Raw genomic sequence first — 14,418 nt, 5'->3', positions numbered from 1 at the left:
CGCTACGATAAACTGAAATCGACCTTCCTCGCAGCCGTTCAGTTCGCCTCAGTCATCATCCTGCTTAACTGACGACACGCCGTAGACCTCGGTAGGATTGTTGCGTTTCAGGCAAGCCAGATATGAATATAGTGTTTGACAAGCCGCAAATTTGTGCAAGAAACAGGACTAAAATGATCTTGTTTATGCGGTTTTGAATTGCATTCTGAATGGCTTGCATTGTTCAGGTAAAATATGTGGTTTTTTGCAGGTACAGGGTGAGTAAGATGTTATTTTAAAACAGTATCTGCAGATGTTGGAGCAACGATTATTTCAAAATTTCTTAAAAGGATTCCCTGATGAAGCGGGAAGTCAGTAGTCTAACCCATGCTGCTGTTGTGGGTGTGCTTATAGGGCTGTCAGGATGCGATCAAAAGGCATCTGCCCCTGAAATGCCGCCGCAAAGTGTGCAGATTCAGGTTATGAAAAAGCAGTCTGTTGCGGTGCATACCTCTCTTCCCGGTCGTACGGATGCTTTTGAAATTGCACAGGTTCGCCCGCAGGTTACAGGTGTTATTGAAAAACGGTTGTTCCGCGAAGGTGCGGATGTTGTTGCAGGCCAACAGCTGTACCAGATTGATCCTTCACGTTATAAAGCGGTGTATGACACAGCTCGTGGGCAGTTGGCAGAAGCTCAGGCTGCCGAGGTTACAGCGCACGCCAAGCTGAACCGCTACCGTGGGCTTGTGCAGTCTCATGCTATTAGCCAGCAGGACTATGATGATGCCCTGGCAGCGGAAAAGGAAGCTCAAGGGCGTATCCTAAACGCGCAGGGGCAGGTAGAAAGTGCACAGGTAAATCTGGGCTATACAAAAATGTATGCGCCTATTTCTGGCCGGATCAGCCGTACGCTGATAACCGTTGGTGCGTTGGTTACCGCAAACCAGACAGATAATACGGCCATTATCACGCGGCTGGACCCCATATATGTTGACGTTAATCTGCCAGCCATCACGCTGTTGCGCCTTAAGCGTGAACTGGCGGAAGGGCGTATTCAACGGCAGGAAGATGGTAAGGTGCCGGTACAGGTTACGCTAGAAGATGGCTCTGTATATGAACACACAGGCCAGATGGCGCTTTCTGAAGTAAACGTGGATACGGCTACGGCCACTGTTATCGTACGCGCTATTATGCCCAACCCAGATAAGCTGTTGCTCCCCGGTATGTACGTACACGCCCAGTTGGATGAGGGTGTGGACCCCGCAGCGCTTGTTGTGCCGCAAGATGCCGTAACCCGTAATACACATGGGGACCCGCAGGTGTGGGTGGTGAAACCCGATAACACGGTCGATTTACGCCAGATCACCACGGGGCAAACCGTTGGCACCAATTGGATTGTGACATCCGGGCTAAAGGAAGGCGAACGTATTGTTGTGGAAGGGCTGCAGAAAGTAACGCCCGGAGCCAAGGTTGATCCGCACGAAGAGGCATCTCAGCCAGCAGCCAAAGCCACTAGCCCCGTAGATCAGAACTCTCAAAAGAGCCAGTAACCAGCATGAGCCTTTCACGCTTCTTTATTGATCGGCCAATTTTTGCGTGGGTGATCAGTCTTATTATTATGCTGGTTGGGGGGCTGTCTATTTTTCGGCTGCCTATTTCCCAGTACCCCAGCATTGCGCCGCCGCAAATTGCCATCAGTGTAACGTATCCGGGTGCTTCGGCCGATACGGTGAACGATACTGTTGTGCGCCCGATCTTGCAGCAGATGTTCGGGCTGGATCATCTGGAATATATTTCTGCGCAGTCTTACGCATCGGGCCAGATGGAAATTGATCTGACCTTTGCGCAGGGGACAGATCCAGACATTGCTCAGGTGCAGGTTCAGAACAAGCTCCAGCTTGCCCAGCCAAAACTGCCAACAGAAGTGACTGCTCAGGGTTTGAGCATTACCAAGGCGGTTAAGAACTTCATGCTTGTGGTGGCCTTTATTTCCACCGATGGCAGCATGAATGGTGGCGATATTGCAGATTATGTGGCGTCTAATATTTCCGACCCGCTCAGCCGTGTTTCCGGTGTGGGTGATCATACGCTGTTTGGGTCTGAATACTCCATGCGTATCTGGATGGATCCGGCCAAGCTGTTCAACTATGGCCTGACCGTAAGAGATGTTGAAACCGCCATTCAGAACCAAAATATCCAGCTTTCATCGGGTGAGCTTGGTGGTTTGCCTGCAACCAAAGGTATTCGGCTGGATGCCACTATTATTGGTCCGCAGCGTCTGACATCTCCAGAAGAGTTTGAAAGAATTCTGCTGAAAGTGCAGCCCGATGGTTCTCAGGTGCGTATCCGGGATATTGCCAAGGTTGAACTTGGGCCGCAGACCTACAACACCAACTCCTATTATAATAACATGCCGGCTTCTGGCATGGCGCTTAAGCTGGCACCGGGTGCAAACCAGATTGCAACAGAAGCCGCAGTGCGTGCCCAGTTGCATGAGCTGGAACAGTTTTTCCCGCCGGGTTTGAAAACCGTTTACCCGCTGGATACCGAGCCGTTTATTACCCTTTCTATTGGGGAGGTGGTTGAAACGCTGCTGGAAGCCATTGGCCTTGTCTTTTTGGTTATGCTGGTGTTTTTGCAGAACTTCCGCGCCACGCTTATTCCCACCATTGCGGTGCCTGTTGTGCTGCTGGGTACGTTCGGGCTGCTGAATCTTTTGGGCTATTCCATCAACACACTTACCATGCTGGCCATGGTGCTGGCTGTTGGCCTGCTGGTGGATGATGCCATTGTGGTGGTGGAAAACGTTGAACGTGTGATGACGGAAAAGCAGCTTTCCCCGCGTGAGGCTGCCCGTGTTTCCATGGATGAAATCTCTGGCGCGCTTGTAGGTATTGTGCTGGTTCTGTCGGCTGTTTTCCTGCCTATGGCTGCATTTTCTGGTTCTGTCGGGGTTATTTATCGGCAGTTTTCTATCACCATTGTTGCGGCCATGTGGCTTTCTGTGCTGGTGGCTATGGTGCTTACGCCAGCCCTGTGCGCCACTATGCTCAAACCCGGTCAGCATGAAAAAACTAAAGGTCTGGCTGGGTGGTTTAATCGCCATTTTACAAGGCTGACCAATGGTTATCTTGGTGGTGTAAACTACCTTCTGCGGCATTTTATGCTCACAATGGGGGCTTTTGTTCTTATTACAGCGGCTGTGGTTGTTCTGTTTCTCCGGGTTCCCGGTGGCTTTTTGCCGGATGAAGATCAGGGGCTCATTTTTGGGCAGATCACCATGCCGCCCAATGCCCCCATGGAAAAAACAGCCGAGATCAATCATGCTGTTGCAGACTATATTCTTAAGACGGAAGCAGATTCTGTTGAATCCGTTTATTCTGTAAACGGGTTTAACTTTGCCGGGCAGGGCCAGAACTCTGGCGCGTTCTTTATCCGTTTGAAGGATTGGTCTGTCCGCCCGAAAGCATCCCAATCTTCTGCTGCAATTGCCATGCGGATTATGATGCACTTTTGGGGCAGCCCTAAAGCACAGATTCTGGCCTTTAACCCGCCAGCGGTTCTGGAATTGGGGAACGCAACAGGGTTTGACCTTGAGTTGGAAGACCGTGCGCATCTAGGCCACCAAAAATTGCTGGAAGCCCGTAACATGGTGCTGGGTATGGCTGCCCAGGACCCCAGCCTGTTGGCTGTGCGCCCGAATGGTATGGAAGATGCTGGCCAGTACCATCTGGATATTGACCGGGAAAAAGCAAACGCTCTTGGTGTGACTATTGATGATATCAATACCACTATTGAAGGGGCACTGGGCTCTATTTACGTCAACCAGTTTACGCGCAATGACCGTGTAAAGCAGGTATATATCCAAGGTGTTGCCAGTTCCCGTATGCAGCCGCAGGATCTGGACAAATGGTATATCCGAAACTTCACGAACACGTTGGTGCCGCTGAATGCTTTTGTAAGCGCCCACTGGATTTCTGGTCCGCAGAAGGTTGAAAACTATAATAGCTTCAACGCTTTTGAAATTCTGGGCCAACCGGCTGCGGGTTATAGCTCTGGCCAGGCGCTGGCGACAATTACCAATATCCTGAAGAAACTGCCCGCAGGCATCGGGTATGAATGGACGGGTCTATCTTTTGAGCAGAATGCGTCTGGGTCTTCTACAGGGCCACTTTATGCTCTGGCCATGATCGTTATTCTGCTGTGTCTGGCAGCATTGTACGAAAGTTGGGCCATTCCGCTGGCGGTTCTGCTGGTTATTCCGCTGGGGGTTGTTGGCGCAATTATTGCAACATTAATGCGCGGCTTAGCGAACGATGTCTATTTCCAGGTGGGGCTGCTTACAACAGTTGGGCTGGCAGTTAAGAACGCCATTCTGATTGTTGAATTTGCCAAAATGGGCTTTGAGCAAGGCAAAACCTTGGAAGAGGCTGTTCTAACGGCTGCGCGGGAACGCTTGCGCCCCATTTTGATGACATCCATTGCCTTTGTGGTGGGGGTATTTCCACTGGCTATCGCATCAGGGGCAGGGTCTGCCGCGCGTGTTGCTATTGGCACGGCTGTAGTGGGTGGTATGGCTTCGGCAACGTTGCTGGCTGTTTATTTTGTGCCTGTGTTCTTTGTGGTTGTTCTTCGGCTTTTCAAGGTGAAGCGCATCAACGAACGCACGGATCCGCATGCCCAGATTATGAATTCTGACGGACACGAGTAAAATTATGACGCATTTTTCCGCATCCCGTCAGTCGCGCCTGTATCGTCAAGTTGCATGTCTTGCAGTGGCAGCCGGGCTTTTGGGTGGCTGCACTATGATACCCAAATACAAGCGGCCACAACCGCCGCTTGCACAAACGTGGGCAGATTATCAGCACACAGATAATGCCATGCTGCAAAAGGCCGCATCTGATATTGGCTGGCGAGACTTCTTTATAGACCCGCGTTTGCAGCAGCTGATTACCATTGCCCTGCGTGAAAACAGAGATATCCGGCAGGCGGCGGCCAGCATTGTAGAAGCGCAGGGGCGTTATGATATCCAGCATGCAGGCTTGTTTCCCAGCATTGGGGCAACTGGTGGGCCAATGTATCAGGCTCCATCTGATGCCGCGGGTTTGAGCTTTGCGCCTGGTTTGGATTCAGCCCAAACAGGTACGGGTATGGCGCGTAATCCGTTCCGTTTTTATCAGGGTGGTATTGGGTTTTCGGCTTATGAAATTGATATTTTTGGCCGCATCCGTTCCCTTAGCCGAGAAGCAGCAGAAGAAACACTGGCCCAGCAGGAAAACTTTAGGGGGGTGACCATCAGCATTATTGCGCAGGTTGCCAACGCATATATTGCGTGGTTAGGTGATAAGCAGGATGTTATACTTGCGCAAAATACGTTGGGAAGCCAGAAAGGCACATTGCAGCTTATCCAAGATAAATATAACCACGGAGAAGCCGATCTGCTGACTGTCAGGCAGGCAGAAACGCAGGTTGCACAAAGTGCTGGCCTGTTGGCTGATTCTCAAAGAAAGGTGGAGCAGGATGAAAACCTTATCAGCTTGCTGATAGGGGCGCCCATTCCTGCTGATTTGCCGCCGCCTTCCAATTTGGGGCAGCAAACTGTTCTGGCGGATGTGCCTGCTGGTTTACCATCAGATTTGCTGAACCGCCGACCTGATATTGTGCAGGCTGAACATGATCTGTTGTCTGCGCAGGCAGATATTGGTGCAGCGCGTGCTGCGTTTTTCCCGCGTATTACACTTACGGCCAGTGATGGTATTTCCAGCTTGCAGTTTCATAAACTGTTTACATCTGCGGCAACCACTTGGGGGGTGAACCCAAACATTCAAATTCCTTTGTGGACGTGGGGGCAGAATTCAGGGAACCTGAAAGCCTCTAAAGCGCGCCGGGATAGCAAAATTACAGCCTACGAAAAAACAGTGCAGACAGCATTCCGAGAAGTTGCTGATGCGCTGGCTGGAAGAAAGGCGTATCTGGATGAGCAGAAGGAAGTAGATGCTTTGGTAAATGCTTCTGGGGATGCGTACCGTCTTGCAAAGATGCGTTATGAAGCAGGGATCGATTCCTACTTAACAACGCTGGAATCGCAGAGGGCCTATTTGCAAGCACAGCAAAATCAAATTTCGGTAGATGTATCCAGATATCAGAATCTGGTCACGCTTTATCGTTCACTTGGTGGTGGCTGGAAAGAAAAAGGGTAATTGGATATTTGCAAAAATGGCAAATAAAAAGCCGCCCCAAAGGGCGGCTTTTTACAGCATCAAATGCAGCTTAAAGCAATTAGATTGCTTTAATGCTTACTGCAGATGTCTTGCCGTTACGGCCGGCTTCGAGCTCGTAAGAGACCTGCTGGCCTTCGGTAAGGGTATGCATACCGGCGCGCTCAAGCTCAGAGATATGAACGAACGCGTCCTGTCCCCCATTGTCCGGCTGAATGAAACCAAAACCCTTTGTAGGGTTAAACCATTTTACGGTGCCTGTTGCCATAACAAGGCTCCTTTTTCACAACAGCGGTCGTGTACAAAATACACACGAAATCATAACTTTTAAGGAGAAAAACTGACGCAACATGCGCCGATGACTCAGATAAAAGCATCCGCTTGCGCTATCAATGTGCGTAAACCAAAAGGAATGCAAGGATAAACTGATGAGCATCAAAAATTAAATCATTATTTCCATGCCAACACACTGTAGAATAACACTTTTCAGTATTTTTATTTTTAAATTTATAAAGTTAAACAAAGCCGCTGCATAAAAATTAAGGTGATGATTATTTATTGTTTCAGGATGGTAGATGGGGCAGGCGATCATTCCTGATATAAACGGAAGATCCCGTAGGCACTTGCGTATAGTCTGTGCGCAGAATATCAACCACGCAGGGCATGAACTTTTTGGGATCATGCACGCCCCAGATAACCCAGCTATCAAAATAAATGGCTGGAGGCTTATCTTTAGGTAAATCAGTACATAAATCACGATCATACCCGTGCCACGGGTGGGCGGCGTAATCGGCTTCCCACGGGAGATACGCATGATATTTCTTTATGGGTAACCTGTGGGCTAGAAGATACGCATCAGGATTATAAGGGACAGCCAAAATTCGCTCATCGGGACGTGTATAAGCACGAATGGTTTTGGCAAAATCAACAGAGTCATCTTGTGTCAGATGCCACTCAGTGGCACGCCTTTGTGCCAATGTTTGCCCCCAAGGAGAGGAAAGGGCGTGTTGGGAGGAGAAGAATATTCCGCCAATGCTACCGAATGCCAAGAACGATAAAATATTAGGACGGTTTTTTAAACAGGCTGTGGCCATTAAGCTTGCCAAACCAAACGCAGCCATAAGAAAAGCCCCGTTTTGAAAACCATCCATTCCCCGGATCTGAAGCGTCATCAGACCACAAATAGCCAGAAGGGCACAAACCTTATAGGTGCTTTTCCAAACAAGAAGAAAACTACCAAAACCGATGGTGATGACAGCCAGTGTTTCTATAACGCGGTCAGGCGCAAAGGAAAGTGCCATGCCGTGTAGAAAGGCATCCATGCCAAAGGGAATGTAATGTGCATACCATCTCTGATTGGCGGTAATATGAAAAGCAATCATGCCTCCTATATCGCCATAGACGGCGAGCCATAATGTCATGACCAAACAGGCACAAAGGCACCCCAGAGTGACCCATTTTAGAGTTTCTTTGTAAGCTGAGCGATTAAATGCCCAGATCAGGCACGGGGTGGCGTAAAATAAAACAGCGAGTGGGCCAAACGCATAGGCTGCGAAGGGTAAAAGTGCCGTGGCAAAGCCTCCGCAAAAAGCCTGAGGCTCAGATACAGGTTTATTCAGGCAAAGTGGCACCACAAAAGTAGCCATGCTGATAACAGTTAATGCACCGCCAATGGGCCAATAACTATCCAGATGCAGGCCTTGCACGGTCCAGACAGACGCAATGCCTCCCACCCACATGGCGGTTGCCAGATAACGCTGCCAATTAAAAGTAAAAAGAGGCGTACAAAAAATGGCCAGCCCGGCAAGGCTGACCATTAGTGTAGAAACAAGCCGGAAAACCCAAAGGTGCGAAACACCAGCAACAGGCCCCAGTATCCATGAGAGCATGAAAACCAGAGGTCCATGCGCATCAATATAGTCTCGATAAAGCCGATCACCATGTTGCATGGCGAGAACACCCAGAAAGTGCCCAGATTCATCGCTGAAAGGCAGGCCGCCAAAGCCCTCTATATTTCTGAATATGAAAAAACTGATACATATGGAAAATAGAACCAGCGGAGCTATCAGTCTTTTGGTAACACGCATGTTGGTTCTATTTTCCGTGCGTTTGATTGTACGGAAAAGAGTATCAGAACTCCGCAGAGAAAGTGAAGTGATAAACACGTGGCAGGCCAGCATACAAGCTGGATGCTGCGCCAGATGTGCCACTTGGTGCGCCGGTATAAACCGAGGCCCAGTAGCGTTCATTAGTAGCGTTACTCACCCCAAAACGTACAACCCATGGAAATTGTGCCACATGAAATGCATAGCGCGTACCCAGATCCAACGTGGTGTAGGACCCGGTATGGAGTGTGTTGGTAACGTTAGCTGCGCGATTGCCCATGTAATGCACATTGACATTGAAGGCCCAACCAGAGGCAAATGACCCCATGGAAGCCGGCAAGCGATAATCCAGCAACATGTTAGCCTGCAAAGGTGCTGCGCCAACAATTTCCTTATTATTAAGTGAGGAAGATGCTGCGTGCACTAGTTCTGCATCCAGCCAGGTCATGCCAGCAAGTACAGAAAGGTTAGGCAGCACTTCGCCAGAAATCTGGGCTTCCACACCATAGTTGCGCTGTGTGCCGCCGTATTGATAGGTCTGGCAATTTGTCATGGCTGCGCAACCTGCATCCGGGTTTTTTGCGGCCACATACATTGCGTATGGTGATGTCATACGGAAACCGGCAACGTTAAACTGCATTGTTTTGTAACGCAGTTTGTAGCCCACTTCATATTCTTCAGAATGGGCAATGGGCAGCGCCATGTTTGTGTTGGTGTAGCTTGCACTATTAGGGGTAACAGGCCCTGCTTCAACAGAACGACCATAAGTAAAATAGATGGTCTGGTTATCTGTTGGTTTGTACATCACGCTGGCTGTGGGGCTAAAAGCTGCTGATGTATCAAAAGTTTTTCTGAGAGGGCTTTTGGAGTTAAGCGCACTTTCCTGATTGATCCAGCTCCAGGCAAGTGTGCCCATAACAGACCAATGTTTGTTGATGCGCATGGTGTCACCCACAATAAAAGACTGGCTAGTGACACTGCTGGATTTATAACGCCCATGATAATAAGGCTGTGTGCCGCTGGAAGGGGAGGGGCCGGAGAGATTATATACCCCTAAGTTCTGTGCGCTTGTAACTGCACCTGTGGGGTTATAATTCCCCATCATGTAACCGTTGGTGCCAATCACCAGATCATGCTGCAAGGGCCCGGTGTGAACACGGCCGTTAAAATAGGCCATGTTACTGCCAACACGGAAATCATTCGCCGTGGTTGTGGCAGTTGCTTTGGAACTGAACCAGCCATTGCTACCAGTTAGGCCACCGCAGGTTTTGCTGCCATCACACAATGTATCAGCCACACCAAAGGATTGTCTGGCGGCATCCTGATACAAACCACCCAGTGTGAAGCTCCAATCTTTGTTGATCTGGTGCTTAATTTTGGCAAGAAACGTATTGGTTTCCATATTGTAGCCGCTCCATTCAGGAGCCAGCCGTTTGCTCAGATCCGGTGCTTCGGGCAGTTTATCTCCGCTCACTCCGGTCGCTAGAATACCAAAACCGGGTGCAGTACCGCGCTGGTCAAAAGTGTAGTGGCTGGCATCAATTTCGATAACCGTCTTGTCATCAAGGTGGATATCAAAATCACCGCTGACCATTTCGCGGCGAACCATGCTGCCTTGCGTATAAGCGGTGCCGTTGGCATGCAGCATGTTTAGGCGGTAACCAAACCAGCCATTCCGCCCCAAACGACCAGAAATGTCACCATTAACTGTTGGTGTGCCGATGGAATCTACACCAACAGAAAGGCGTTCTGTACGCCGATCTGTTGGGCGTTTGAGGGTATATTCAAAAACACCGGCTGGGTTTTCTGGCCCATACATTGCGCCTGCCAAGCCGTTCAGAACTTGCAGGTTGTCTACCCATTCTGCCGCATAAGGTGTGGTGGCAACAACGTTTAGCCCATCAAGACGAGAGTTGGAGATGACATCGGCCTCAAACCCACGAGATTGTGGGCGAGACGTGTTGGGATCACCACGAACTTCCAACTGCACGGAAGGGAGATATTGCGCCATGTCATTTAGGTTGCGGATCTGTTGGTTCACCACAACATCGTGCGGAACACCCATGACAGAATAAGGCGTATCCAAAGTATCTCGGTTACCTAATGGGCCAAGATAAACAATCTTGTTCATATATTTGGCGGCAGTGCCATCTGCGGCATGATGGCCATGAACATTCACAGTCTCACCATTGGAGCCATCCAGTATCCCTGCAATAGGGGCGGCGGTGGCTTGTTTTTTTGGTGCTGCTGTTTTTATAGCAGCTTGTTTGCTGCTTGCATGCGGCTTTGTAGGATCAGGCGTTGTAGCCAGTGCCGAGGTTGTCAACAAAAGGGCGCTAAACGTTCCAGCGGCGCAAAAAGTATGAAAACGATCGTGCATAGATTCTGGCAGGTCCGGGTTTAAAGTAAAAAACAAGGGGTGAGTTTCTTTTGCCGGGCCGGATGTCAGCTTGTCTATATATATTGGTACATAAATCTGTATATGAATGAATATGGATGGAGAGTGATGCTAAAATAATACAGTTATGCTGAATGGACTGCAGAGCGATAAGATGTGCTGTGAGTGCCAAAAGATAATTGAGTAACGCTAGAAAAAAGGCTCTACCTACAAAAGGTAGAGCCTGCTTAAAATAAGTATTGTATTGACGTATTAGGCAGAATTTTTGGTATCTGCCTTATTCTGATGATTAACTAAAAAAGGTCTTTCTGCTCGAATATTTGTGGGCAGAATGCCAATAGTGCAGTGGAATAAGTTACCTTGCCAGAGGCAGTGCAGCGTTACCATTGATCCATGCGCAATCAGTCCAATTTGTATCGTGCCAGCCTTCTGGTTTTTAGGCCTGAAGGTGAGAAGTGATTTTATGCTGATGTTTGGTAGAAAGGAAATGTACATTTCCCACAGCAATACCCATTAAACGACGGTTATTTACAACGGTTCAAAACATCTCCATTTTTTATACCGTCCAGCACAATCCCATCTGAATTGCCAGCAGATGCGCCGTTAAAACCAGAAATGACCAAACCCGTATTTGTATGACCATCCATAATAATGGTGCTGCCAGCATCGGAATAGATGGATGCTTTGCTACCAGTTAACAAAGTTACGGTGCTGCTTAACTGGCTGTCACTTCCAATGCTTAATGATGCATCGTTTTGAATGGTGATTGCCCTACCGTTTTTAGCGGTTGGGTTAGTGATTGTAGCGCCCGCATTGGCATATTCATGACCACCATCACTTATAGTGGCACTAATAGAGCTTCTTCTTGCAGAAACAGCTTCAAAGGCAGTGGTGCTGCTTACAATGGTATTGGTTGTTGTGTTTGCCAGAGATGTATTGAAAGAAAAGTCATAACCTCTGTTATTAAATGTAATATTCTGAAGTGTACCGCCTGAAACGTTTACACCACTATTCCCGTTTGTAAGGTTGTTTCCGGTGCTAGTAATATCTGTGGCAGAACCCCATCATAGAGATTAATAAACCCGCTTGTGTTGAGGTGAAGGCCAGAAATGTTGCCGCCAGAAACAGTTATGATGTCACTTTGTATGGAACTGATAAAGACTTTTCCATCATCGTAAACTATCGTATAGCCGCTTATAATTTTAGTATCGGCAGCAATATAACCACCAGCAGAAATATGAACATATCCATCACTTGCTAGCGTTGCGGAGGTTAAGTTGCCGCCATCATCAACAATAAGCCCACCACTGCCATGTGTTGCATTCACAACCGTGACATTGCCGCCAGACAGGGTGATGAGACCGCTCTGGACTGTTGTATCGGTCAGTTCACCGTCTGTATGAACATCAACAGCACCGGCAGAAAGAGTTGTATCCGAAGCAGACCCAGAAAGATTCATGGTAACATAAGGTTCTTTTAAAGTTGCAGATATACTTGTGCCGCCAGAGGAGGCGAGAATATTCTCACCTGTTGTTGCTGATGTAAACGAGGTTGATCCAACAGTTTCAAGCGTGCCGCCAGATATGAATGCGTTAATGGCGGCCACATTACTATAAACATGTTATATCCCTCGGCCTCAGCAGTAACACCGCTGGCAGTGCTGCCGTTCTGCTCAGTGTTGCTGCTGTCACCACCAATGGTAGCACTTTGAGAAATATATGAAATGATCGTTATTTTTTATGAACAATGGGTTTTATTGTTTCAATAACTTGTTTCGCCGTAATAAGGCGCGTGCATTCAAACTGGCGCGGCGTGTTGGCATGCCGTGGGCACCATAAAAAATCATGGTGATCAAAACGCTCTTTTGGGTCATTCCAGCAAGAATTACAGGTGTGCCAGTTGATGATACGGAAAGGCGTTTCAAATTCGGTTGTCGGGTGGCTAAAGCCAGCAATCATGACCACAGGGGTTCCGGTAGACCATGCCAGCCAAGATAAGCCAGAGCCAAGCCCGATAAAAAACTCTGCATGTTTCAGCCAGCGCGCACGTTCTGTAAGAGGGCGGCTACCGGTTTGGTCTTCTGCTTCATACGGAATATGGTTCCAGACAATACCAGTACCATGTACGGTTTTCTGATCAATACAGATCACCCGGTATCCTTGGGCTTTCAGCCATTTAATAACTTCATCCCATCCCGTCGGATTGTTCCAGTATTTGCATTGAGATGATGCTTGAGCGGCAATACAGACATAAGGTTCCTCAATAGGGCGTCCTTCATCTGGAAAGCTGATTTTTGCAGGTTCTTCTTTGGGGCTAACCCCAAGAATATAGGCTGCCGTTTTATGTAGTCCCACCAAACGGAAGTCGGAAGGTTGCCAGTCACAAGTGGCATCATCAAAAAAGAGGCCTAGATAATAAGTTGCGTAAGCCTGCTCTGTAAGTTTTTTTGTTCGTACATCATCATGCGTAACAAAATTGATGTGTGGGTAGGCATTTTGAAATAATGGAATCAGGAGTTCGGACATGGCGCATGTTACCTGCGCTTGCCGCATTTCTGCAAAACGTGCGGCATAGGGTACCCATGCCAACGTATCTCCCAATGTTCCGACAGGGAATATGATAAGAACCTGCTTATTTTTTGAATCGTAAGCGTGGGAAAAAACCTGCGTGCTGGTAACTTTTCCGTCTTCTGCTGTAACATCCTGCCAGACAGTGATGCCAAACCGCACGTACCAGCGCTTGGATGAACGAACGAGCGCTTGGCTCAAGCCCGTCTGTGCAAACAAAATATTTCCGGTATCCAGATCTGCGAGTTCAATACGCCAAGTCCCTTCCGTTTCTCCCAACAAAGGGAGGTGAACGCGGCACCCCTCGTTAAAATCAAACCGAATATTCTTTGGCGCTTGCTGTGTGGGAAGCGCGGCAGCTGTGGGGTATGGGGCCCCTTGTATTGTCTTGGACTGATTAGCTTGAGTGCTGGTTGCCGTTGTCTGATCAGTCATATTTTATACCACCAATAAAGAATGTTTGACTATCTTTGTCTTGGAAATGCGTATGTGTTTTCATTTTCTAAACCATCGAATTACGCCAGGATAAAACCCTGCCTATTGAGTTGTTAACTAATTACGGGACAAACTTATAACATTTATTTATGTTAGCGCAATCGAAACATAAATATTCATGAAAATTTTGCGCAATTGATAGGGGTTAAACAAAGAACTCCCATGTATTTTTAAGCTCAGGACTCATTCTTTGATAGGGAATGATAAAACTTGTTGCGAGAGGATGCCAGACAAGAATGTATAAACTCAGTGATCATATCGTGTTGCAACATGTTGCTAGTTTTTCAGCTTTGCGAATATGCTTTTGGTATTAAGGTTGCATGCTGACTCAGAAAGCACGCGCCAGAAAGATGGCGCGTGCAATTTTTTCAACGTGTATTAATGCATGTAGAAAAATATATTTTATTATATATAAGTATTTGAAAATATTACATTTAACTTTGAATTTACTGGACGCTACGTACTTGATCATCAAGGATAGTTGTACGCTTTTGAGGGGAGATTCCTATTTCAGGACACATCTTACGCTGTTCTATACTGCGTACGGATGCCAGGCGTGTTTGTAAAGTGTTTAGGGCCTGTTAGGACTTGATCCAGTCTGCTGCGGCAGCGATGTGGATGATGGCGAGGAACGACGTTGCTGTTTTCTCGTATCT

9 protein-coding genes are annotated in these 14,418 nt (G+C 48.1%); 3 read left to right on the top strand and 6 right to left on the bottom strand.

Annotation, left to right across the window (positions count from 1 at the left end):
• The first annotated feature begins 338 nt into the window (after window positions 1-338).
• The 3 genes from FKW19_RS10170 to FKW19_RS10160 are packed head-to-tail and all read left to right on the top strand — an operon-like array spanning window position 339 to window position 6,179.
• On the top strand, window positions 339-1,529 hold the full coding sequence (locus FKW19_RS10170) for an efflux RND transporter periplasmic adaptor subunit (protein WP_089178376.1): 1,191 nt from the start codon (window positions 339-341) through the stop codon (window positions 1,527-1,529).
• A 5-nt stretch (window positions 1,530-1,534) separates the two neighbouring features.
• Complete coding sequence (locus FKW19_RS10165; RefSeq protein ID WP_089178377.1) at window positions 1,535-4,690, top strand: efflux RND transporter permease subunit; 3,156 nt, start codon at window positions 1,535-1,537, stop codon at window positions 4,688-4,690.
• Between the two features lie 4 nt (window positions 4,691-4,694).
• Window positions 4,695-6,179 carry an efflux transporter outer membrane subunit gene (locus FKW19_RS10160; protein ID WP_089178378.1) on the top strand — a complete coding sequence of 495 codons (1,485 nt, stop codon included), beginning with the start codon at window positions 4,695-4,697 and terminating at the stop codon, window positions 6,177-6,179.
• 79 nt (window positions 6,180-6,258) lie between these two features.
• Here the strand turns inward: FKW19_RS10160 and FKW19_RS10155 are convergent, their stop codons facing one another.
• From FKW19_RS10155 to FKW19_RS10135, 6 genes are all read right to left on the bottom strand, one after another.
• Complete coding sequence (locus tag FKW19_RS10155; RefSeq protein WP_003623691.1) at window positions 6,259-6,465, bottom strand: cold-shock protein; 207 nt, start codon at window positions 6,463-6,465, stop codon at window positions 6,259-6,261.
• Between the two features lie 295 nt (window positions 6,466-6,760).
• Window positions 6,761-8,284 carry a hypothetical protein gene (locus FKW19_RS10150; protein ID WP_089179860.1) on the bottom strand — a complete coding sequence of 508 codons (1,524 nt, stop codon included), beginning with the start codon at window positions 8,282-8,284 and terminating at the stop codon, window positions 6,761-6,763.
• Window positions 8,285-8,327: 43 nt separating this feature from the next.
• The gene (locus tag FKW19_RS10145; protein ID WP_089179859.1) at window positions 8,328-10,682 is read right to left on the bottom strand and encodes a TonB-dependent siderophore receptor; all 2,355 of its coding nucleotides are present in this window, start codon (window positions 10,680-10,682) and stop codon (window positions 8,328-8,330) included.
• A gap of 542 nt (window positions 10,683-11,224) precedes the next feature.
• Complete coding sequence (locus FKW19_RS16085) at window positions 11,225-11,347, bottom strand: hypothetical protein (RefSeq protein WP_255448175.1); 123 nt, start codon at window positions 11,345-11,347, stop codon at window positions 11,225-11,227.
• Between the two features lie 353 nt (window positions 11,348-11,700).
• Window positions 11,701-12,306, bottom strand: coding sequence for a hypothetical protein (locus FKW19_RS16080; RefSeq protein ID WP_238331231.1), 606 nt, complete (start codon window positions 12,304-12,306; stop codon window positions 11,701-11,703).
• Window positions 12,307-12,430: 124 nt separating this feature from the next.
• On the bottom strand, window positions 12,431-13,702 hold the full coding sequence (locus FKW19_RS10135; protein ID WP_089178379.1) for an autotransporter strand-loop-strand O-heptosyltransferase: 1,272 nt from the start codon (window positions 13,700-13,702) through the stop codon (window positions 12,431-12,433).
• Window positions 13,703-14,418 lie beyond the last annotated feature (716 nt).

This window comes from Acetobacter sp. DmW_125128 (genome assembly GCF_008704325.1).
Taxonomy (GTDB): Bacteria; Pseudomonadota; Alphaproteobacteria; order Acetobacterales; family Acetobacteraceae; genus Acetobacter; species Acetobacter oryzifermentans.
The sequence above is the reverse complement of the archived record's forward strand: the minus strand, read 5'-3'. Positions and strand labels throughout refer to the sequence as shown.

What these genes read in the sequence shown, in the direction of transcription:
- FKW19_RS10170 (WP_089178376.1), top strand. Translation starts at nt 339, where the DNA reads ATGAAGCGGGAAGTCAGTAGTCTAACCCATGCTGCTGTTGTGGGTGTG.
- FKW19_RS10165 (WP_089178377.1), top strand. Translation starts at nt 1,535, where the DNA reads ATGAGCCTTTCACGCTTCTTTATTGATCGGCCAATTTTTGCGTGGGTG.
- FKW19_RS10160 (WP_089178378.1), top strand. Translation starts at nt 4,695, where the DNA reads ATGACGCATTTTTCCGCATCCCGTCAGTCGCGCCTGTATCGTCAAGTT.
- FKW19_RS10155 (WP_003623691.1), bottom strand. Translation starts at nt 6,465, where the DNA reads ATGGCAACAGGCACCGTAAAATGGTTTAACCCTACAAAGGGTTTTGGT.
- FKW19_RS10150 (WP_089179860.1), bottom strand. Translation starts at nt 8,284, where the DNA reads ATGCGTGTTACCAAAAGACTGATAGCTCCGCTGGTTCTATTTTCCATA.
- FKW19_RS10145 (WP_089179859.1), bottom strand. Translation starts at nt 10,682, where the DNA reads ATGCACGATCGTTTTCATACTTTTTGCGCCGCTGGAACGTTTAGCGCC.
- FKW19_RS16085 (WP_255448175.1), bottom strand. Translation starts at nt 11,347, where the DNA reads ATGGATGGTCATACAAATACGGGTTTGGTCATTTCTGGTTTTAACGGC.
- FKW19_RS10135 (WP_089178379.1), bottom strand. Translation starts at nt 13,702, where the DNA reads ATGACTGATCAGACAACGGCAACCAGCACTCAAGCTAATCAGTCCAAG.